This is a genomic window from Streptomyces abyssalis (assembly GCF_001751365.1).
GTDB lineage: Bacteria > Actinomycetota > Actinomycetes > Streptomycetales > Streptomycetaceae > Streptomyces > Streptomyces abyssalis.
Genome location: NZ_LJGT01000037.1, coordinates 479,875 through 498,902 on the forward strand (window position 1 = coordinate 479,875; position 19,028 = coordinate 498,902).

Sequence of the window (19,028 nt, forward strand, 5' to 3'; positions counted from 1 at the left end):
AGTCATGCTGGTTGCACATACCCCGGCCATGTGCCGCTGCCATCACGGCCCCGTACAGGGCCGGGGACGTGCGCACCCCCGCTGTCTGCTTGTTCCTGTGGCGGTTCAGCCTTCGGCGGCCAGCAGGTCGTCGAAGTCGCCGTCCTTGGCGCCCTGTACGAAGGCCGCCATCTCCGCCGGGGTGTAGATCAGTGCCGGGCCGGAGGGATGGCGCGAGTTGCGTACAGCGACGTGGCCGCCGGGGAGGCCGGCCAGTTCCACGCAGTTGCCGTTCGGGTTGCTGCGTGAGCTCTTCCGCCACACGACGTTCTCGATCCGGGTCGCCTCTGTGCCGTTCTCGATCTGCATGAATGCGTCTCCGTGACTTCCATCTGACAGGCGTACGGGGGTTGTTGGCTCGTACTGTCTCACAGCGGAGCGTTCTTGCATCTGTAATTGCAGATGTACTTGCAGCAGTATGTGTGTGCATGGAGAATGGCGTGCGCAGCGGTACTTGAGTGGTGAACATGCCCTGGTGGCACCGCCGTTCGGCTCATCTGTCCCTCACCCTGGAGTCCTGGTGACCTCATTCGGATTCGAACGTCCCGCCACGGCCGGGCCGGTGGACACACAGGCCGCCATCGCGGAACTCGAACACTGCGACTGGGACGACCCGTTGACGCGCCTGCTGCTGCTGCTGGAGATCGCCGACCGTCCCGCCTGGCTGCAGGAGGTCGCCCGCACCGCACGGCGCGACACCACAGGCAGGTCCTCGGACGCCTGACCGCGCCCTTCCGGGGCGGCACCTGCCCGGCCGCCGGGGCGGCGGCGCCCGCTCCACCCGGCCCCGCCGCGCGTCAGTTCACTCCGCGTCACCCTCGCGCCAGGCACCCGTCACCCGCTGCTCCAGTTGCTGCGCGCCGCCTTCTCCCGGCGTTCGCCCGAATCCCGCACACTGGGACACACGGACGAGCCGACGCGAGGAGAGCCCCCAGATGAATGACCGCTCCGCAGCCCCTGCCGCCGAAGGCCGCGTGGTCGTCGGCGTCGATGGATCAGAACCTTCGCTGCGCGCCCTCGACATGGCCGCCGAGGAGGCCGGCCGGCGCGGTGCCACCCTGGAAATGGTGTATTCGGCCGGATGGCCCCGCCGCTCGCGTGTCCCCGTGACTGAGTCCGACACCGAACGGATGCGGACGGCCGCGGCAGCCGTCCTGGACGAGGCGGGCCGGCGCGCCCACGAGCACGTGCCGGGGCTGCGCGTCGTCGCGCAGGTCCACACCGAGGCCCTCGCGGCCGACGTCCTCGTCAAGGCCTCCCGCACCGCCGCCCTGACCGTGGTCGGCACCCGCGGGCACGGCGGATTCGCCGGGCTGCTCGTCGGCTCCGTCAGCCTCCGTGTGGCCACCCACTGCGAGGGACCGCTGCTGGTGGTGGGCGACAGCAGGGACCGCGGCGGCCCCGAGCGCGGGTCCGTCCTGGTGGGCATGCACACCGAAGCGGACGTACCGGCGCTGCGCTTCGGTTTCGAGGAGGCGGGCCGCCGCAGCTCGTCCCTGCGCGTGCTCCACGCGTGGAACCAGCCGCGCATGCCCGGCAGGCTCCAACTGCCGCCCAACGAGGCCCGGAAGGCCCAGGCCGCGGCGTCGGACCTGCTGCGCGAGACGGTCGGCCCGATCAGCAAGGACCACCCCGGCGTCGAGGTCAGCTCCGAGGAGAAGAGCGGCAGCCCCGCCGCCACCCTCATCGAGGCGAGCCGGGCCGCCGACGTCCTCGCGATCGCGGTGCACCGGCGTGCGCCGCGCCGTCTCGGGCTGCAGCTCGGTCCCGTCGCGCACGCGGTGCTGCACCACGCGCACTGCCCGGTCGTGCTGCTGCCCAACCGGGTGAGCTGACAGTCGGGTGAGCTGACCCGCCCGCACATGGCGTTCGTGCTCCACCGCCCGTTGTGCGCCGTTTACGCCCGGCGTCTGCGCGCACCCGCAGCACCCCAGCAACCCAGCACGTGGAGGCCGACATGCCAGCCGACGAGTACGACGTCATCGTGATCGGAGCCGGCCCGGTAGGGGAGAACGTCGCCGATCGCGCGCACGCCACGGGGCTCAGCGCGGTCGTCGTGGAGAGCGAACTCGTCGGCGGCGACTGCTCCTACTGGGCGTGCATCCCGAGCAAGGCCCTGCTGCGTCCCGTCTCCGCGCTCGCCGACGCCCGCCGGGTGGCGGGTGCCGCCCAGGCCGTCGACGGCGGCCTGAACGCGGAGGCGGTGCTGGCCCGGCGCACCTCCTTCGTCTCGGACTGGCAGGACGACGGCCAGGCCGCCTGGCTGGACTCCGTCGCTGTGGACCTCGTACGCGGGCACGGCCGCCTCGACGGGCCCCGCCGCGTGGTCGTGGAGACCCCCGACGGCTCGTCCCGCACCCTGACCGCCCGCCACGCCGTCGCCGTCTGTACGGGCAGCCGCGCCGCTCTCCCCGACCTGCCGGGAATCGTCGAGGCCCGTCCCTGGACGAGCCGGGAGGCGACGTCCTCCAAGGAGGTGCCGCGGCGCCTCGCGGTGGTCGGCGGGGGAGCGGTCGGCGTGGAGATGGCCACCGTGTGGCAGGCGCTGGGCGCCGAAGTGACCGTGCTGGTACGGGGAGACCGGCTGCTGCCGCGCATGGAGCCGTTCGCGGGCGAACTCGTGGCCGGCGCGCTGACGGAGGCCGGGGCGAGCGTGCGTACGGGCATCTCCGTCGAGAGCCTGGAGAGGCCCTCCCCGGACCGGCCCGTCACGCTCACGCTCAGCGACGGCGGCCGGCTGGAGGCCGACGAGGTGCTCTTCGCCACCGGACGGGCGCCGCGCACCGATGACATCGGCCTGGAGACCGTCGGCTGCGAACCCGGCAACTGGCTGACCGTCGACGACAGCTGCCGCGTGAAGGGCGTGCACGGCGGCTGGCTGTACGCCGTGGGGGACGCCAACGGCCGGGCTCTCCTCACCCACCAGGGCAAGTACCAGGCGCGGATCGCCGGCAGCGCCATCGGTGCGCGCGCGGCGGGCGTGCCGCTGCTGGAGACGGACCGCTGGGGTGCGCACGCGGCCACCGCCGACCACGACGCCGTGCCGCAGGTCGTCTTCACCGATCCCGAGGCCACGTCGGTCGGGCTGACCGCCGCCGAGGCGGAGGACCGCGGACTGCGTGTACGGGTGGTCGACCAGGACATGGGCGAGGTCGCCGGGGCCGCGCTCTACGCCGACGGCTACCGGGGCCGCGCCCGCATGGTGGTCGACCTCGACCGCGAGGTGATCGTGGGGCTCACCTTCGTCGGGCCGGGCGTCAGCGAGCTGCTGCACTCCGCGAGCATCGCCGTGGCCGGTGAGGTGCCGATGGACCGGCTGTGGCACGCGGTCCCCTCGTTCCCCTCCGTCAGCGAGGTGTGGCTGCGGCTGCTGGAGGGCTACCGCGGGTGACGCGGGGCGGTGCGGCGCAGCGTCCGAGCGGGGCCGCCGATGCCGCCCGTGCCGCCGGTCCCGCCCAGTGCCGCCGGTCCGTCCGCGCCCGTCCGTTCGCCCGTGCGCCGGCCCGTCAGATCCTGTCCGACAGCCGCCGGTCCGCCGCCCGTACCGAACGGCCCCTGGCGCTCACCTTCGCCCACGGGTCGTCCTCACGCAGCCGCCCCGCGATGTTCCGTACGGTCCACCGGTCGGGCCGCAGCTGAGGATCGTCCAGCTCCGACCAGGCGATAGGAGTGGCCACCGGCGCTCCCGGCCTCGCCCGCACCGAGTAGGGCGCGACGGCCGTCTGCGCATAGGCGTTGCGCTGGATGTCGAGATAGATGCGGTCGCCACGGTCCGCCTTGCGGGGCTCGTCGGTGAGCCGCCCGGGGTGGCGCCCCACGAGCACCTGGGAGATCCGGCGCGCGAAGGCACGCACCGTGTCGAAGTCCGACTTGCGGTCCAGGGCGGCGATGACGTGGATGCCGCGCGAACCGGTCGTCATCAGCTGCGTCGGCAGCTCGACCGCCTCCAGCAGCCCGCCCACGCACGACGCCGCCCACCGCACGTCGTCGAAGTCCGCACTGCCGCTGGGGTCCAGGTCGAAGACGAGCAGGTCCGGGTCGTCCGGCCGGTCCGCCTTGGACAGCCAGCGGTGCGGGGTGATGCACGCCTGCCCTGCGAGATACACCAGCGTGTCGCTGTTGTCGCACACGGCGTGCCGCACCGTGCCGCCCTCCTTGGGCAGTTCGGCGGTACGCACCCAGTCGGGGAAGTAGCCGGGGACGTTCTTCTGCATCAGCGGTTTGCCGCCGATGCCGTCCGGATGCCGTTCCATCATCAGCGCCCGCCCCCGCAGCCGTGGTACGGCGCGGGAAGCCACGCTCCGGTAGTGCCCGGCGAGTTCGCTCTTGGTGATCCCGTCGCCGGGGAAGAGCACCTTCTCCGGTCTGCTGATCCCGATGTCCCTCACACGATGCCGAGTTGACAGCTCCGAGCTGCGTAAACCGCAGTCCGTCTCACTCCGTCCGGTTTGGTGCACCGCTTCGAGGGCCACCCGTGGGCTCACCCGAGCCGCCGTTGCCGTCTTGCGCGCAGCGCTTCCCCGAAGCAGTCTCGGACTCCTCAGGACTTACGCACACGCACCGATCCGTATCCGACAGGAGGCACCGGATCCGATGGATGCCGTGCTGAACGAGGACGAAGCAGCCGCATACGTCGGCGGGATCTGTTTCAAGACGGGCCCGCCGCGCAGGGTCGGAGTGGAGCTGGAATGGCTCATCCGGGACCGCTCCGCGCCGTCCCGGGCCGTACCTCCGGTCCGCCTGGAGAAGGCGCTGGCTCCGCTGTGGGCCCGTGGTCTGCCGGGCGGCAGCAGACTCACACGGGAACCTGGCGGACAGCTGGAGGTCTCCTCCCCACCGGGCGAGACGCTCGCCGAGTGCATCGCCACCACCGCCGCCGATCTGACCGTACTGCGCAACCGCGTGCGCCGCTCCGGCGCACTGCTCTACGGACGGGGTCTCGACCCGTATCTCAGTCCGCCGCGGGTGCTCGAAGACCCGCGCTACCGCGCCATGGAGGCGCACTTCGACCGTTCCGGCCCGTGGGGCCGGATGATGATGAGAGCCACCGCCGCGGTCCAGGTCAGCCTGGACGCCGGTGACGACTCCGAAGGCCCCACCGGCTACCGCCACCGCTGGCGGCTCGCCCACCGGCTCGGCCCTGTACTGGTGGCCGCCTTCGCCAACTCGCCGCTGTGGCGCTCCCGTCCGACGGGGTGGGTCTCCACCCGGCAGAGCGTGTGGGCACGCGCGGACCCCGGACGCACCAGCCCTCCCCGGACGCACAGCGACCCGCGTGAGAGCTGGGCGCGCTACGCGCTCGATGCCGAACTGCTCTGTCTGCGCCGCGATCCGCCCGCGGAGTGGACGGCACCGCCCCGGCTCTCCTTCCGCGCATGGCTGCGGGGCGCGCACCGGGAACGCCCGCCCACCCGCGACGACCTCGACTACCACCTCGGCACGCTCTTCCCGCCCGTGCGTCCGCGCGGCTGGCTGGAGTTGCGGATGATCGACGCGCAGTGCGGGGACGGCTGGATCGCGGCCACCGCCGTGGCGGCGACCCTGCTGGACGACCCGGAGGCAGCGGCGTCCGCGTGGGACGCCACCGAGCCGCTGGAAGGCGACTCGACGGTGTGGCAGCGCGCCGCGCGGGACGGGCCGGCCGATCCGCTGCTGGGTCCGGCGGTGCGCCGGTGTGTCGCCGCCGCCGAGTCCGCGCTGTCCCGACAGGGCCCCAGCAGCGTGGTCCACGACTCCGTCGCCGAGTTCGCCGAGCGCTACTCCGAACGCGGACGGTGCCCCGCCCACGACCAGTTGGACGCGATGCGCGGCTGAGGCTGCGGCTGATCCGCCGCGCGCACATTCGCGCCCGTTCCCCCTGCGCCTTCGGCCCGGGTGGCCCCACGTGCACACAGGACGTGCACGCGAGATGTTCACGTCACGACGTGCACGCAAGGACGTGCACACAGGAGAGGAGAGACCCGAGGATGTCCGACCCCGCAGCCGCGCCCGCCACCACCACCCATGCCGTACGCGGCGGCCGTGAGCAGGCGCTCGCCGCGCTGGAGCGCGCGCGGCGGCGCACCGAGGCCCTCACGGACTGCCTGGACGAGACCGAACTGACCGCACAGCACTCCAAGTTGATGTCACCACTCGCCTGGGACCTGGCGCACGTGGGAAACCAGGAGGACCTCTGGCTGCTGCGTGAGGCGGGCGGCACGAGCGGGGTGCGTCCCGACCTGGACGCTGTCTACGACGCGTTCCGTACGCCGCGCGCCGACCGGCCCGGCCTGCCGATGCTCTCGCCCGACGAGGCCCGCGCGTACATCGCCGAGGTGCGTGCCCGTGCGCTGGACGTGCTGGCGTCGCCCCCGGCCGACGGCGTCGACGGCGCGCTCTTCGAGGGCGACTTCGTCTTCGGCATGGTCGCCCAGCACGAGCAGCAGCACGACGAGACGATGCTCGCCACGCACCAGTTGCGCCGGGGGCCCGCGGTGCTCGACGCCCCCGACCCGCCGGCTCCCACCTCACGGGCCCGGGACGAGAGGCACGGCGAAGTGCACGTCCCGGCGGGGCCGTTCACCATGGGAACCTCCACCGAGCCGTGGGCGCTGGACAACGAACGTCCCGCCCACACCGTCGACGTGGCCGCCTTCGACCTCGACGCCGTGCCGGTGACGAACGGCGCGTACCAGCGCTTCATCGAGGACGGCGGATACCGGGACGCCCGCTGGTGGCACCCCGAGGGCTGGGCGTATGTGCAGAAGGCGGAGCTGAGCGCGCCCTTGTTCTGGCGGCGGGACGGGGAGATGTGGCTGCGGCGGCGCTTCGGCTACACCGAGCGGGTCCCGCCCGGCGAACCGGTGATGCACGTGTGCTGGTACGAGGCGGACGCGTACGCGCGCTGGGCGGGCCGCCGCCTGCCGACGGAGGCCGAGTGGGAGAAGGCGGCACGCCACGACCCGGAGACGGGCGAGTCGCGCCGCTACCCGTGGGGCGACCAGGGACCGGACGAAGGCCGCGCCAACCTGGGCCAGCGGCATCTGCGTCCCGCGCCCGCGGGCGCCTACGCGGCCGGGGCCGCACCCTGCGGTGCGCGTCAGCTCATCGGTGACGTGTGGGAGTGGACGTCCTCGGACTTCACCGGCTATCCGGGCTTCAAAGCCTTCCCCTACCGCGAGTACTCCGAGGTCTTCTTCGGCAGCGAGCACAAGGTGCTGCGCGGCGGGTCGTTCGGCACCGACGAGGTCGCCTGCCGCGGCACGTTCCGCAACTGGGACCTGCCGGTGCGCCGGCAGATCTTTGCCGGCTTCCGTACCGCGCGCAGCAGCACGGGAGCGGACTGATGTGCCGCCATCTCGCCTATCTGGGACCGCCGTCGTCCCTGGCGGACATCGTCGTCCGTCCCCCGGGCGGTCTGTACGAGCAGTCCTGGGCACCGCGCATGCAGCGGTACGGAACCGTCAACGCCGACGGTTTCGGGCTGGGTTGGTATCCCGCGCCGGACTCCGGGAGGGACGGCCACGAGCAGCACCCGGCACGCTACCGCCGGGCGGTCCCCGTCTGGGCGGACGTGAACCTGCCCGATCTCGCGCGCGCCGTTCACAGCACGGCCGTGCTCGCCGCCGTGCGCGACGCAACCGAGGGCACGGCGCAGGACGAGACGGCCGCTGCGCCGTACGCCGACGGCCGACTGCTCTTCAGCCACAACGGCGCCGTACGCGACTGGGAACGGCTCGTGGACGACCTCGGGGTGCCGGTGGAGCCGGCCGAACTGCTCCGTCTGGAGGCTCGATGCGACTCCGCGCTGCTGTGGGCCCTGCTCACGCGGAGCATCCGTGCGGGCGAGCCGCCAGAGGACGCCCTGGCATGGCTCACGGGCCGGGTGGCGGAGATACGCCCCGGTGCGCGGCTCAACTTCCTTCTCACCGACGGCCGCACGATCTGGGCCACCCGCTGCGGCGACACCCTCTGGTACCTCACCGGCCGGTGCGGCGTGCGCGTGGCGTCCGAGCCGGACGTCGCCCCGCTGGAGGACTCCGAGGCCGGATGGCAGGAGGTCCCGGACGACTCGCTGCTCGTGGCGACCGTCTCGTCCGTACGCACCGTCCCGCTGGCCCACGCCGCCGGCCGGAGCGGGGCGCGGACCTCCGGAGCCGCACACGGCACTCACGGCACCCAAGGCACTCACGGCACTCATGACGCCCACGGCGTCCACGGCATCCAGGCGAGGAGAACCTGATGACGGGCCACTTCGACCTCACCCGCCGTCTGCCCGACGGATACTTCACCGACGCGCTCCACACCGACGTGCTCAAGGGCCTGACCGGCCGCCCCAAGACCCTGCCGCCGAAGTGGTTCTACGACGGACGCGGAAGCGAACTCTTCGAAGAGATCACGCAGTTGCCCGAGTACTACCCGACACGGGCCGAGCACGCGATCCTCCGCGAGCGGTGTGACGAGATCGCCTCGGCCACCGGCGCCCGTACCCTCGTCGAGCTGGGCTCCGGCTCGTCCCGCAAGACGCGGCTGCTCCTCGACAGCCTGCTGCGGCACGGCACTCTGGAGTCGTACGCGGCGCTCGACGTGAGCACCGACGCCCTGCGCGAGGCGGGCGAGCAGCTGCGCCGCGAATACCCCGACCTGAAGGTGACGGGCTGCGTCACGGACCTGGAGACCGACCTCGGGATGCCGGACGGCGCCCCGGGCCCGCGTCTGGTGGCCTTCCTCGGGGGCACCCTGGGCAATCTCGACGGCGACGCACGGCCGGCCTTCTATGCCGCGCTGCACAGTGAACTGGGCCCGGGGGACGCGCTGTTGCTCGGCGCCGACCTGGTGAAGGATCAGGGAGTCCTCGTCCGGGCGTACGACGACGCGCAAGGTGTGACCGCCGAGTTCAACAAGAACGTCCTGCGGGTGCTGAACCGCGAACTCGGCGCGGACTTCGACCCGGACGCCTTCCAGCACGTCTCGGTGTGGAACGAGGGGGAGGAGCGCGTCGAGATGCGGCTGCGGTCAATCCGTGCGCAGGCCGTCGAGTTGCCCGCCCTGGAGATGACCGCCGAGTTCGAGGAGGGCGAGGAGATCCTCACGGAGATCGCCGTGAAGTTCCGGCGCGCTGCCCTCGCGGCCGAACTCGCCTGCGGCGGCTTCGAGTTGAGTCACTGGTGGACGGACGGAGAGCAACGCTTCGCCCTCCTTCTCGCCGAGCCGGCGGCAGACCGGCCCGGCGCTCGGCCGCTCAGCCCGTGAGGCTCCACGAGAAGGACTGGTCCGCGGCGGCGACCGATGCGAGGACGATCAGGTCGGCGGCGCCGAGCGCCAGCCCGAGGAAGGCCCGGCCGCGGCGCTTCGTGCCGCGCGTCAAGGCCAGGCCCGCGAGTACGAGGGCGCAAGGCCCGAGGAGGAGGTTGAAGACCAGCAGCCCGGTCAGGCCCATCACGAACGAGGCGACGGCCATGCCGTCCGCGTCACGCAGGCGCGCGGTGGCCCCCGTGCGCGCGGCGTCCGGCTGCTGCTCGGTCTCCCCGGCCGCGGCGGATGCCTGCGGGTTCGAATTCCGGGGACGGACAAGGGTGTTCATGGCGTTCACGGGTCAGCTCCCTTGACGGTGGTGCTTGCGCTCACGGATCGCGAAGACCAGCAGCCAGGCGCCGATGGCCGCGGCTGCGGCGAGGGTCGCGGGGACCGGTATGTGCGCCGCGGTTCCCACCAGAAGTCCCAGCAGGAGGAAGGCGGCAACGATGAAGAGCATGTGAGGCCCTTTCGTTTCGGAGGTTCTCAGTGAACAGTTGGGAGTACAACTGTTCACTGAGAACAGCCTACCTTGGCATCGAGCCGCGAACACCTGTTTACTCAATGACATGAGCCACACCCCCACGTCCGCACCGACCGCCCGCGAGGCCCAGAAGGCCAGGACCCGGCGCGCGCTCCTCGACGCGGGCCTGCGGCTGCTGGAGCACCAGAGCCTCAGCAGCCTCGGCCTGCGCGAGGTGACCCGCGTCGTGGGCGTGGCACCCGCCGCCTTCTACCGGCACTTCAGGGACATGGGCGATCTGGGCGTCGCCCTCGTCGAGGAGTCGCTGGGCAGCCTCCACGAGGTCGTACGCGAGATCCTCGCCGCCCCCGCGGACGAGGAGGCGCGCATCGAACGCACCGTCTCCGCCATCGCCCGCTACGTGCGCGAACAGCCCACGCACATCCGCTTCGTCGTGCGCGAACGTCACGGCGGCGTCCCCGCCGTACGCGCCGCGATAGGCGCCGAACTGGACCGTTTCGCCGACGAGGTGGCCGGGGCGCTGGCCAACGACGAGGTGTCCCAGGGCTGGAGCGCTCAGGACATGCGGATGCTCGGTGAACTCTTCGTCGACCACATGGTGATGACGGCGTCGGCGTTCCTGGACGCCGCTCTCGGCGAGGGACCCGACGAGGAGAGCGTCGCCCGCACGGCTCGCCGGCGGCTGCTGCTCATCAGCACGGGCCGCAGGCACTGGCTCGACCGCTGAACCTCGCCTCGCCGGCGCAAGCCGTGAGGCCGCGGGAGGTCCCTCGCGCAGGCCCCCGTCAACCGGGCGCTCAGCCGCCGGAGTCGACGCGGAAGGTCTTCACCGCCATGTCGAAGTACTTCTTGCAGGCGGCCCAGTCGGCGTCGGGTGCCGAGAGATAGATGGCGTAGTGCTGCTCGCCCTCCTTGCCGAAGCCGAGGTCGACTGCGTGGTAGGGACGGGCCCGGCCCTGCCAGGTGTACTCCCAGATCGCGGCGTCCTGGCCCTGGTAAGTCGTGGCGTTCATACGGAGGCTGCGGTAGCCCGGCGACTTCTGGCGCACCTCGGGCTCCAGCCGGCGCCAGTGCCTGAGGGGGCTGTCGCCCGCGAAGTCCAGCACGCTGAACTTCAGACCCGTACGCCGGGAGGGAGCGAGGTAGTCGACCTGCTGTCCGCCCGCCGACCCCTGCCGCGTCCAGTTGTCCGGCACGTCGACCGAGAAGCCGAGTTCGTCCTTGACGCGCTTGTAGCCGTCCGCGACAGGGGGACGCGGTCCGGGGCCGGACTCGGACGGGCCGGGGGACTGGGGTGCGGAGGTCGGGCCCTTGCCCGGATCCTTCCCTGCGGCGCCGTCCTCCCGTGTCAGCCACCAGCCGCCGCCCAGGACGGCGGCGACGGCCACCACGGCGGACACGGCCAGGACCACGGCGCGCCGGCCGCGTGGTCGTGGGGCGACCGGCGGCGCCGGTGCGGCGGCCGGCGGGGGCGTGCCCGTGGCTACGGCTACGGGTGCCGGTGCCGGTTCCGGTGACGAAGGCTGCGCCCGCGTCCCTGTCCGTACGGGCGCCCCTGCCTGTTCCCCTGCCCCTGCTTGCTCCTGCTCCTGCTCCTGCCCTGGCTCCGGCTCCCGCCGCAGGCCCTCCGCCGGTTCACGCTCGCTCCACGGCGCACCCGAGGGCAGCGCCACGGTGCCCACGGCGCCCGCCAGCCACTCCTCCGCCTGCGGCAGTGTCAGCCGCTCCTGCGCGTCCTTCTCCAGCAGGCCCTCGATCAACTCGCCCAGGGCACCGGCCCGTTCCATCGGGCGGGGCGGTTCGCTCGCGGTCGCGTAGGCCGTCTCCACCCAGGTGCTCCTGCGGAACGGCGCGACCCCTTCGACCGCTTCGTAGAGCGTCGCGCCGAGCGCCCAGGCGTCGGCGGCCGGCCCCGACTCGCCGCCCTGCATGCGCTCCGGGGCCGCGTAGTTGATGGACCCGACGAACTCGCCGGTGCGGGTCAGTGTGGCCGTGCCGGAGGCGGCGGCGATGCCGAAGTCGGTGAGGACGACGCGTTCCTGGCCCTCCGACAGCAGTACGTTGGCCGGCTTCACATCACGGTGCAGCACCCCCGCCGCATGAGCGGCACGCAGCGCCGAAGCCATCGCCACCCCCGTACGCGCCGCGTCCTGAGGAGTCAACGGGCCGTCCTCGCGCAGGACATCGCCGAGAGAACGCGAAGGCACGTACTCCATGACGATGCACGGCCGCCCCTCCTCCTCGACGACGTCGTGCACGACGATGACACCGGGATGGCTTATCCGGGCCGCGCTGCGCGCCTCGCGGCGCGTGCGCTCGTGGAGCCGCACCCGCTCGTCGTCCTCCAGATGCGGCGGCACATGCAGCTTCTTGACGGCGACATGCCTGTCCAGCAGCGCGTCCTGCGCCAGCCACACCGTCCCCATGCCCCCGCGGCCGAGCTGACGCGAGAGCCGGTATCTCCCCGCCAGCAGCCGGTCCTCGTCGGTCACCTCGAACTCCTGGTCCCCCTGTGCACACCCGTTTCAGAGGTGAACCCTAGCTGCCCGTACCGCGGTTGCGGCGGCGGAGTGCCCCAGCCGGTGCCGAGGAGCCGGGGTGCCGAGGTGCCGGGCGGACCGTCACCGGCTTCGAGGGCACGAACGTGTCAGGCGCCCGCGCGCTTCGCCCTGCTCGGCTGCACGCGCTTGGGCTCGCCCTTCACCTTGGGGTGCTCCGGCGGGTAGGGCAGATCGCCGAGGCCGTGCTCGCGCTCGTCCTTGTTCGCCAGCTCCAGCGCGGCGTCCAGCCGGCAGCGGTGCGCGTCCATCTCCGCGTGCACGTCGCCCACTTCGGCGTAGCGCAGCGGCATCGTCACCACGTCGAAGTCGTCGGGATGCGCGCTGCCCAGTTCCTCCCAGCGCAGCGGCGCGGAGACGGTGGCACGCTGGTTGGGGCGTACGGAGTAGGCGCTGGCGATGGTGCGGTCCCGCGCCGTCTGGTTGTAGTCGACGAAGATGCGGCTGCCGCGCTCCTCCTTCCACCACGCGGTGGTGACGCGGGTGGGGTCGCGCCGCTCCAGCTCCCGGCCGACGGCGATGGCTGCGCGGCGTACCTGCGCGAAGTTCCACTCGGGCTCGATGGGCACGAAGACGTGCAGGCCCCGACCGCCCGAGGTCTTCGGCCAGCCCCGCAGCCCCAACTCCTCCAGCAGCGGCCGGAGTTGCTGCGCCGCCCGTACGGCGTCGCCGAAGTCCGTGCCCGGCTGCGGGTCGAGGTCGATGCGCAGCTCGTCCGGGTGGTCGGTGTCGGCGCGGCGCACCGGCCACGGATGGAAGGTCAGACAGCCGAGGTTTGCGGCCCACAGCACCGCCGCGGGCGAGGTCGGGCAGATCTCGTCGGCATGCCGTCCGCTGGGGAAGCTGATGCGCGCGGTGGGGATCCAGCCGGGGAGGTTCTTGGGCGCCCGCTTCTGGAAGAAGGATTCGCCGCCGATGCCCTCCGGATAGCGCTCCAGCGTCGTGGGCCGCTCGTGCAGGGCGCGTGCGATCCCGTCACCGACGGTCACGTAGTACCGGGCGACGTCGAGCTTGGTGAGCCCGCGCTCCGGGAAGTAGACCTTGTCCGGGCTGGACAGCCGCACCTTCTGCCCGCCGACCGTCAGTTCCACCGCCTCACCCATACAGCAACGCTATGCGCGCGGACGCCGCACCGCCTCCCGGCGGACGGTAAAGCTTTGCCGTGGCCGATGCGCAGGCACGGCGGGTAGCCGCAGGCGTCGCGGCCACCGCAGACGTCCGGCGTCACGGCAGGGGAGCGGTGCGGGGGCACGGTCGCCCCCGCACCTCCGGAGGTGAGCGTCAGATGCCGAACGGCGCGGCGTAGCGCACCGTCCCGCCCGGCAGCCGGTGTCCGCCGTCGAGGGCCAGGGCCATCAGCGCCTCGTCCGGTACCTCGATGGTCAGGCCGATGCCGTGAGCGGAGGCACGGGTGAAGCCGAACCTGGGGTAGTAGTCCGCATGTCCCAGGACGATGACGTACCGCTCACCCATGTGCCTGGCCGTCCGCAGGACGGCGTGCACGGCCGCTGAGCCGGCGCCGCTCCGCTGCCGCCCGGGCAGTACGGCGACCGGCGCCAGACAGAGCGCCGGCACGTCGTCGATGTGGCATCGGGTGAGCAGCGCGTGGCCGACCGGCTCGTCGTTCTCGTCCGTTGCGAGGACGGACAGACCGTCGATCCACGCGCCCTCGTCGGCGCGCAGTGCGTCCACGAGGTCGGCCTCCTCCGCGGTGGGGAAGGCGGCGAGGCAGATCTCGCGGACGGCGTCGATGTCGGCGCCGGTCTCGGCGCGCGTGGTCCAGGTATGGCGAATGCTCATGGTGGATGGAGATCCGTTCAGAGTGATGTCCGTGTGCCGGTGACGCCTCGCGGGCTCACGCTCCCGCCGAGGGTCTGTCGAGCGGCCTCGGCCGTGCAGACCGAGGTCAGGTCATGTCCCGGGACGTGAGGCGGACCCGGGCGCTGCGCGCAGATGCGGTCTCCGGAGCGGTCATCGGCCTCACCTCCCATCTCCTCGGTCCAGGCCGGACACGAACGGGCTCCAGTGTAGGGAGTCTTCACCGGCTCCGCTGCCGTCCCTCGCATCCGTCCGTACGGTCCGTGAAGCCGTTGCGCGAGAACAGGCGCACGCACGCACGCGCGAATAGAGTTCTCGTCATGGACCTGCCGGTGATGCCGCCCGTGAAACCGATGCTCGCCAAGCTCGCCTCGAAGATCCCGGCGGGCATGCAGTACGAGGCGAAGTGGGACGGCTTCCGCGCCATCGTCTTCCGCGACGGCGAAGAGACCGAGATCGGCAGCCGCACCGGCAAGTCGCTCAAGCGCTACTTCCCCGAGCTGGTCACGGCACTGCAGGAGAACCTGCCCGAGCGCTGCGTCGTGGACGGAGAGATCGTCCTCACGCGGAACGGCAGGCTCGACTTCGACGCCCTGTCCCAGCGCATCCACCCCGCCGACTCACGTGTGCGGAAGCTCGCGGCGGAGACCCCGGTCTCCTTCGTCGCCTTCGACATGCTCGCCCTCGGCGACGACTCGCTCATGGAGACGCCTCTGCGGGAGCGCCGCGGGATCCTTCAGCGCGCCCTGCGGCCGGCACTTGACCCCGTCTTCCTGGCGCCGGCGACCTCGGACATCGAGCTGGCACGGCAGTGGTTCGACCAGTTCGAAGGAGCAGGCCTGGACGGGCTCGTGGCGAAGGCGCCCGGCTTGCCGTACCGGCCGGACCAGCGCCTCATGGTGAAGGTCAAGCACGAGCGCACGGCCGACTGCGTGCTCGCAGGGCTGCGCCCCCACAAGAGCGGCGAGGGAGTCGGCTCCCTGCTGCTCGGCCTGTACGACGAGTCCGGCACGCTCCAGCACGTGGGCGTGTGCGCCTCCTTCACCATGAACCGGCGCCGGGAGCTGATGACCGAGCTGGAACCGCTGCGCATGGCCGACCCGGCGGAGCACCCGTGGGCGCGCTGGCAGAGCGAGGAAGCGCACATGGAGAGCCGGATGCCGGGTGCCCCGAGCCGCTGGACCGGCACGAAGGACCTCTCGTGGGTGCCGCTGCGCCCGGAGCGCGTCTGCGAGGTGGCCTACGACCACATGGAAGGGGACCGCTTCCGGCACACCACACAGTTCCGGCGCTGGCGCACCGACCGCGACCCGCGCGGATGCACGTACGCCCAGCTCGAAGAGCCCGTCAGCTACGACCTGTCCCGCATGCTGACCGACGCGCCCGAAACCCCCGCCTGAGTACGTCAGACCCGAGTACGTGACACCTCAGTACGTGAGACCAGAGCACGTGAGACCTCAGTACGTGAGAAGGGACGACGCCATGGGCCACCCGATGTGCCGCAGCCGCCGCCGGCGCGCTCACCGCATCCACAGCACCCGGCACGACCTCGGACTCCTCGCACTCCGCCTCGGCACCGGCGGCGTGCTCTTCGCGCACGGCACACAGAAGCTCTTCGGCTGGTTCGGCGGACACGGCCTGGCGGGGACCGGTGGCTTCATGGAGCAGCTGGGCTTCCGGCCCGGACGCCGCAGCGCCCTCGCCTCGGGCCTCGGTGAGGCCGGCGGCGGGACGCTGCTGGCCCTCGGCCTGGCGACGCCGGGAGCCGGCGCTGCCGTGGCCGCGGCGATGACGGGGGCCGCCTCGACCCATGTGCCTGCGGGATTCTTCAACGACCAGGGAGGGCTCGAGTATCCGGCCTTCCTGGGCCTCGCCGGAACGGCTCTCGCCCTCTCGGGGCCGGGGAGCCTCTCCCTGGACCGCGTACTGGGGCACCGGCTCAACCAGCCCTGGATGATCGGGGTGATGTTCGCCGCCGCGGCCGCGGGGGCCGCGACCGTCGTCTCACGGCGGCAACGGGTCCTGCGGGAGGAGGAGCGCGCTCAGCCGGGCTGACCCGGGGCGCCGGGCTGCCCGCCGTCGCCGGGGGCGTCCTCCGGCGTGGCCGCGGACTGGCGTACCTCTTCCATGTCCAGGCCGCGGGCCTGGCCGATCAGGTCCTCGAGCGCGGCCTCCGGCAGCGCACCCGGCTGCGAGAAGACGACGATGCGGTCGCGCACGATCGCCAGCGTGGGGATCGACTGGACCTCGAACGCGGCGGCCAGCTCCTGCTCGGCCTCGGTGTCCACCTTCGCGAAGGTCAGATCGGAGTGGCGCTCGGCGGCCGCCTCGTAGACGGGCGCGAACTGGCGGCACGGACCGCACCAGTCGGCCCAGAAGTCGATCAGTACGAAGCCGTCGTCGGCGACGACGTCGTCGAAGTTGTCCTTGGTGAGCTCCTTGGTGCTCATGTGCTCTCCTGCTGTTGAGGACGGTGTGTCGGACCGTGGCGGCCCTCGGTCGGCCCGACGGGTGATGCCGGGAGTCCCGGACCGCGTTCCCACCGTCGCGCTCGGCGTAAACGCCTCTTCCGGGACCGATGTTCCGCAAGCGCTGTCACCAATCGGCGCGCACCTCTTGACCGAGGACAGACAGTCGCTATGGTCTAGACTAATGGCGAGCGTGAATACCGGGTCCCCCAGCTCGAAGCCGTCAGAACCTCCTACCGCGGCTGGTCCTCGCCGCTGGTGGGGCGTGCCTTCACATCGCCTCCGCGTTCAACGAGGCCGTCCGTAAGGGTGAGCGGCGCCTGTGCGCCCTCCCCTCCTCGCCGCTTGCCGGCGGCCCGGACCGTGAAGGAGCAGGAATGAACTTCAAGAGAAAGCTCGCGGCGGGAATCGGGGCGGGGATGGCCCCCGTACTCGTGCTCACACTGCCGGCCTCCCCGGCCAGTGCGCACGGCTACGTCGACTCCCCGCCCAGCAGGCAGGCGCAGTGTGCCGCCGGCACCGTCGAGTGCGGACCCATCAAGTGGGAGCCGCAGAGCGTCGAGGGGCCCAAGGGCCTCACGAGCTGCAGCGGCGGCAACGAGCAGTTCGCCGAGCTGGACGACGACAGCAAGGGCTGGACGGTCACCCCGGTCGGCAGCTCGCAGAGCTTCAAGTGGCGCCTGACGGCGCGTCATTCGACAAGCACCTGGCAGTACTTCGTCGGCGGCTCGAAGATCGCCGAGTTCGACGACGGAGGGGCGCAGCCGGGCGAGACGGTCACGCACCAGGTCGACTTCGGGGGTGTGAGCGGCAAGCAGAAGGTGCTCGCGGTCTGGAACATCGCCGACACGGCCAACGCCTTCTACGCCTGCATCGATGTGAACATCGGCGGCTGACGGCTGACGGCTGACGGCTGACGGCCGCCGGCCGGCGGCGGGCTCCGCACGCGGTGCCGCCGGAGGTGAGCCTCCGGCGGCACCGTGCTGTGCGCGTCCGCCCTCGCGGCGTCCTCCTCGCCCCACTCCGCTCCCGCTCGCGCTCCGTACGTACGGGCCCTGGGTGCGCGCACTCGACGGCCCGCGGTCATGCCGCGCGACCATGGAAGGAGACCGTGGGAGACTGTCGGGACTCTGTAGTTCAAGGATGAACTACATGCGCCGACGCGATCTCCTGCCGGAGCGGACGAGAGGGTGAGAGTGGTGCAGTTCGGGATCTTCACCGTCGGGGACGTCACGACCGACCCCACCGACGGGAGCACGCCGAGCGAGCACGAGCGGATCAAGTCGATGGTCGCCATCGCGCTCAAGGCCGAGGAGGTGGGGCTCGACGTCTTCGCGACCGGCGAGCACCACAACCCGCCCTTCGTGCCGTCGTCGCCGACGACCATGCTCGGCCACATCGCCGCCCGTACCGAGCGCCTCGTCCTGTCCACCTCGACGACGCTGATCACCACCAACGACCCGGTGAAGATCGCCGAGGACTACGCGATGCTCCAGCATCTGGCCGACGGCCGGGTCGATCTGATGATGGGCCGGGGCAACACCGCACCCGTCTATCCCTGGTTCGGGCAGGACATCCGGCAGGGCATCCCTCTCGCCATCGAGAACTACGCGCTGCTGCACGAGCTCTGGCGCAAGGACGTCGTGGACTGGGAGGGCCGCTTCCGTACGCCGCTGCAGGGCTTCACCTCGACTCCCCGCCCGCTGGACGGCGTGCCCCCGTTCGTCTGGCACGGCTCGATCCGCAGCCCCGAGATCGCCGAACAGGCCGCGTACCACGGCGACGGCTTCTTCGCGAACAACATCTTCTGGCCCAAGGAGCACTACATGAAGCTCATCGGGCTCTACCGCGAACGCTTCGCGCACCACGGGCACGGAACCCCGGAGCAGGCGATCGTCGGTCTCGGCGGACAGGTGTTCATGCGCAGGAACTCCCAGGACGCGGTACGGGAGTTCCGCCCGTACTTCGACAACGCGCCCGTCTACGGACACGGGCCCACCCTGGAGGAGTTCACCGAGCAGACGCCGCTGACGGTGGGCAGTCCGCAGGAGGTCGTCGACAAGACCCTCACCTTCCGCGAGGCCTTCGGGGACTACCAGCGGCAGTTGTTCCTGATGGACCACGCGGGTCTGCCGCTGAAGACCGTGCTGGAGCAGCTGGACATGCTCGGCGAGGAGGTGGTGCCCGCGCTGCGCAAGGAGTTCGCCGCCCGGCGGCCCGCCGGAGTGCCGGACGCTCCCACGCACGCGTCGCTCCTCGCGCAGCGCGGCTGAGACTGCTTCGCGGGTTGGTCCGGTCCAATTCTCCGGCAATCCCCGCAAGTGCATTGTGACCGGGGTCACGGGGGTGGCATGCTCACGGCATTACCGGGAAGTAGCCCTACCGAGG

20 protein-coding genes are annotated in these 19,028 nt (G+C 71.8%); 12 read left to right on the forward strand and 8 right to left on the reverse strand.

Translation table 11 applies throughout. The annotated features are described in order from the left end of the window. Positions 1-105 precede the first annotated feature (105 nt). Complete coding sequence (locus AN215_RS05285; RefSeq protein ID WP_070009974.1) at positions 106-348, reverse strand: DUF397 domain-containing protein; 243 nt, start codon at positions 346-348, stop codon at positions 106-108. A 211-nt stretch (positions 349-559) separates the two neighbouring features. Here AN215_RS05285 and AN215_RS05290 point away from each other — a divergent pair, with 211 nt between their 5' ends. From AN215_RS05290 to AN215_RS05300, 3 genes are all read left to right on the forward strand, one after another. After that, positions 560-763, forward strand: a complete 204-nt coding sequence (locus AN215_RS05290) for a hypothetical protein (protein WP_070009973.1) — start codon at positions 560-562, stop codon at positions 761-763. A 211-nt stretch (positions 764-974) separates the two neighbouring features. Beyond that, positions 975-1,874 carry a universal stress protein gene (locus tag AN215_RS05295; RefSeq protein ID WP_070009972.1) on the forward strand — a complete coding sequence of 300 codons (900 nt, stop codon included), beginning with the start codon at positions 975-977 and terminating at the stop codon, positions 1,872-1,874. Between the two features lie 122 nt (positions 1,875-1,996). After that, positions 1,997-3,430, forward strand: a complete 1,434-nt coding sequence (locus AN215_RS05300) for a dihydrolipoyl dehydrogenase family protein (RefSeq protein WP_070010323.1) — start codon at positions 1,997-1,999, stop codon at positions 3,428-3,430. 115 nt (positions 3,431-3,545) lie between these two features. Here the strand turns inward: AN215_RS05300 and ligD (AN215_RS05305) are convergent, their stop codons facing one another. Continuing rightward, positions 3,546-4,427 carry a non-homologous end-joining DNA ligase gene (gene ligD / locus AN215_RS05305; protein ID WP_245694245.1) on the reverse strand — a complete coding sequence of 294 codons (882 nt, stop codon included), beginning with the start codon at positions 4,425-4,427 and terminating at the stop codon, positions 3,546-3,548. A gap of 205 nt (positions 4,428-4,632) precedes the next feature. On the opposite strand from ligD (AN215_RS05305), the gene egtA reads away from it, so the two are divergent. The 4 genes from egtA to egtD all read left to right on the forward strand — a co-directional run bounded on the left by egtA (position 4,633) and on the right by egtD (position 9,270). Further along, complete coding sequence (gene egtA, locus AN215_RS05310; RefSeq protein ID WP_070009971.1) at positions 4,633-5,853, forward strand: ergothioneine biosynthesis glutamate--cysteine ligase EgtA; 1,221 nt, start codon at positions 4,633-4,635, stop codon at positions 5,851-5,853. Between the two features lie 152 nt (positions 5,854-6,005). After that, on the forward strand, positions 6,006-7,364 hold the full coding sequence (gene egtB / locus AN215_RS05315) for an ergothioneine biosynthesis protein EgtB (protein WP_070009970.1): 1,359 nt from the start codon (positions 6,006-6,008) through the stop codon (positions 7,362-7,364). Next, a complete protein-coding gene (gene egtC / locus AN215_RS05320; RefSeq protein ID WP_070009969.1) occupies positions 7,364-8,260 on the forward strand; it encodes an ergothioneine biosynthesis protein EgtC in 897 nt (298 codons plus the stop codon). Before egtB ends, egtC begins: the two co-directional genes overlap by 1 nt. Beyond that, entirely contained in the window at positions 8,260-9,270 is a 1,011-nt protein-coding gene (gene egtD / locus AN215_RS05325; protein ID WP_070009968.1) for an L-histidine N(alpha)-methyltransferase, read from the forward strand. The genes egtC and egtD overlap by 1 nt, the downstream gene beginning before the upstream one ends. On the opposite strand, the gene AN215_RS30235 is transcribed toward egtD, so the two are convergent. Together AN215_RS30235 and AN215_RS29725 are read right to left on the reverse strand one after the other, a co-directional pair. Continuing rightward, the gene (locus AN215_RS30235) at positions 9,260-9,601 is read right to left on the reverse strand and encodes a DUF4190 domain-containing protein (protein WP_245694296.1); all 342 of its coding nucleotides are present in this window, start codon (positions 9,599-9,601) and stop codon (positions 9,260-9,262) included. The two genes, egtD and AN215_RS30235, sit on opposite strands and share 11 nt — an antisense overlap. A 12-nt stretch (positions 9,602-9,613) precedes the next feature. Next, positions 9,614-9,772, reverse strand: coding sequence for a hypothetical protein (locus tag AN215_RS29725; RefSeq protein WP_171904129.1), 159 nt, complete (start codon positions 9,770-9,772; stop codon positions 9,614-9,616). A gap of 109 nt (positions 9,773-9,881) precedes the next feature. Between AN215_RS29725 and AN215_RS05335 the strand changes: the two genes are divergently transcribed. Next, complete coding sequence (locus AN215_RS05335; protein ID WP_070009967.1) at positions 9,882-10,523, forward strand: TetR family transcriptional regulator; 642 nt, start codon at positions 9,882-9,884, stop codon at positions 10,521-10,523. A 70-nt stretch (positions 10,524-10,593) separates the two neighbouring features. Here AN215_RS05335 and AN215_RS05340 read toward each other — a convergent pair whose 3' ends face one another. The 3 genes from AN215_RS05340 to AN215_RS05350 form a co-directional block, all read right to left on the reverse strand. Then, positions 10,594-12,288: a serine/threonine-protein kinase gene (locus AN215_RS05340; RefSeq protein WP_070009966.1), complete on the reverse strand. Its 1,695-nt coding sequence runs from the start codon at positions 12,286-12,288 to the stop codon at positions 10,594-10,596. Between the two features lie 155 nt (positions 12,289-12,443). Then, the gene (ligD, locus tag AN215_RS05345; RefSeq protein ID WP_070009965.1) at positions 12,444-13,457 is read right to left on the reverse strand and encodes a non-homologous end-joining DNA ligase; all 1,014 of its coding nucleotides are present in this window, start codon (positions 13,455-13,457) and stop codon (positions 12,444-12,446) included. A gap of 178 nt (positions 13,458-13,635) precedes the next feature. Continuing rightward, on the reverse strand, positions 13,636-14,154 hold the full coding sequence (locus AN215_RS05350) for a GNAT family N-acetyltransferase (protein WP_070009964.1): 519 nt from the start codon (positions 14,152-14,154) through the stop codon (positions 13,636-13,638). A gap of 338 nt (positions 14,155-14,492) precedes the next feature. Between AN215_RS05350 and AN215_RS05355 the strand changes: the two genes are divergently transcribed. Both AN215_RS05355 and AN215_RS05360 read left to right on the forward strand, forming a co-directional pair. Then, positions 14,493-15,572, forward strand: coding sequence for an ATP-dependent DNA ligase (locus AN215_RS05355; RefSeq protein WP_070009963.1), 1,080 nt, complete (start codon positions 14,493-14,495; stop codon positions 15,570-15,572). A gap of 94 nt (positions 15,573-15,666) precedes the next feature. Then, positions 15,667-16,227, forward strand: a complete 561-nt coding sequence (locus AN215_RS05360; RefSeq protein ID WP_070010320.1) for a DoxX family protein — start codon at positions 15,667-15,669, stop codon at positions 16,225-16,227. Here the strand turns inward: AN215_RS05360 and trxA are convergent. Next, on the reverse strand, positions 16,215-16,622 hold the full coding sequence (trxA, locus tag AN215_RS05365) for a thioredoxin (RefSeq protein ID WP_070009962.1): 408 nt from the start codon (positions 16,620-16,622) through the stop codon (positions 16,215-16,217). The genes AN215_RS05360 and trxA overlap by 13 nt on opposite strands. 395 nt (positions 16,623-17,017) lie before the next feature. Between trxA and AN215_RS05370 the strand changes: the two genes are divergently transcribed. Then, positions 17,018-17,536: a lytic polysaccharide monooxygenase auxiliary activity family 9 protein gene (locus AN215_RS05370; protein WP_070009961.1), complete on the forward strand. Its 519-nt coding sequence runs from the start codon at positions 17,018-17,020 to the stop codon at positions 17,534-17,536. Between the two features lie 303 nt (positions 17,537-17,839). Beyond that, positions 17,840-18,913, forward strand: a complete 1,074-nt coding sequence (locus tag AN215_RS05375) for an LLM class flavin-dependent oxidoreductase (RefSeq protein WP_070010319.1) — start codon at positions 17,840-17,842, stop codon at positions 18,911-18,913. The last annotated feature ends 115 nt before the right edge of the window (positions 18,914-19,028 follow it).

Bases quoted from the DNA above. Each gene is read 5' to 3' on its own strand.
- AN215_RS05300 (WP_070010323.1), top strand. From the start codon at position 1,997: ATGCCAGCCGACGAGTACGACGTCATCGTGATCGGAGCCGGCCCGGTA.
- egtB (WP_070009970.1), top strand. From the start codon at position 6,006: ATGTCCGACCCCGCAGCCGCGCCCGCCACCACCACCCATGCCGTACGC.
- egtA (WP_070009971.1), top strand. From the start codon at position 4,633: ATGGATGCCGTGCTGAACGAGGACGAAGCAGCCGCATACGTCGGCGGG.
- AN215_RS05295 (WP_070009972.1), top strand. From the start codon at position 975: ATGAATGACCGCTCCGCAGCCCCTGCCGCCGAAGGCCGCGTGGTCGTC.
- AN215_RS05360 (WP_070010320.1), top strand. From the start codon at position 15,667: ATGTGCCGCAGCCGCCGCCGGCGCGCTCACCGCATCCACAGCACCCGG.
- trxA (WP_070009962.1), bottom strand. From the start codon at position 16,622: ATGAGCACCAAGGAGCTCACCAAGGACAACTTCGACGACGTCGTCGCC.
- AN215_RS05350 (WP_070009964.1), bottom strand. From the start codon at position 14,154: ATGAGCATTCGCCATACCTGGACCACGCGCGCCGAGACCGGCGCCGAC.
- AN215_RS05355 (WP_070009963.1), top strand. From the start codon at position 14,493: ATGGACCTGCCGGTGATGCCGCCCGTGAAACCGATGCTCGCCAAGCTC.
- egtC (WP_070009969.1), top strand. From the start codon at position 7,364: ATGTGCCGCCATCTCGCCTATCTGGGACCGCCGTCGTCCCTGGCGGAC.
- egtD (WP_070009968.1), top strand. From the start codon at position 8,260: ATGACGGGCCACTTCGACCTCACCCGCCGTCTGCCCGACGGATACTTC.
- ligD (WP_070009965.1), bottom strand. From the start codon at position 13,457: ATGGGTGAGGCGGTGGAACTGACGGTCGGCGGGCAGAAGGTGCGGCTG.
- AN215_RS30235 (WP_245694296.1), bottom strand. From the start codon at position 9,601: ATGAACACCCTTGTCCGTCCCCGGAATTCGAACCCGCAGGCATCCGCC.
- AN215_RS05285 (WP_070009974.1), bottom strand. From the start codon at position 348: ATGCAGATCGAGAACGGCACAGAGGCGACCCGGATCGAGAACGTCGTG.
- AN215_RS29725 (WP_171904129.1), bottom strand. From the start codon at position 9,772: ATGCTCTTCATCGTTGCCGCCTTCCTCCTGCTGGGACTTCTGGTGGGA.
- AN215_RS05335 (WP_070009967.1), top strand. From the start codon at position 9,882: ATGAGCCACACCCCCACGTCCGCACCGACCGCCCGCGAGGCCCAGAAG.
- AN215_RS05370 (WP_070009961.1), top strand. From the start codon at position 17,018: ATGAACTTCAAGAGAAAGCTCGCGGCGGGAATCGGGGCGGGGATGGCC.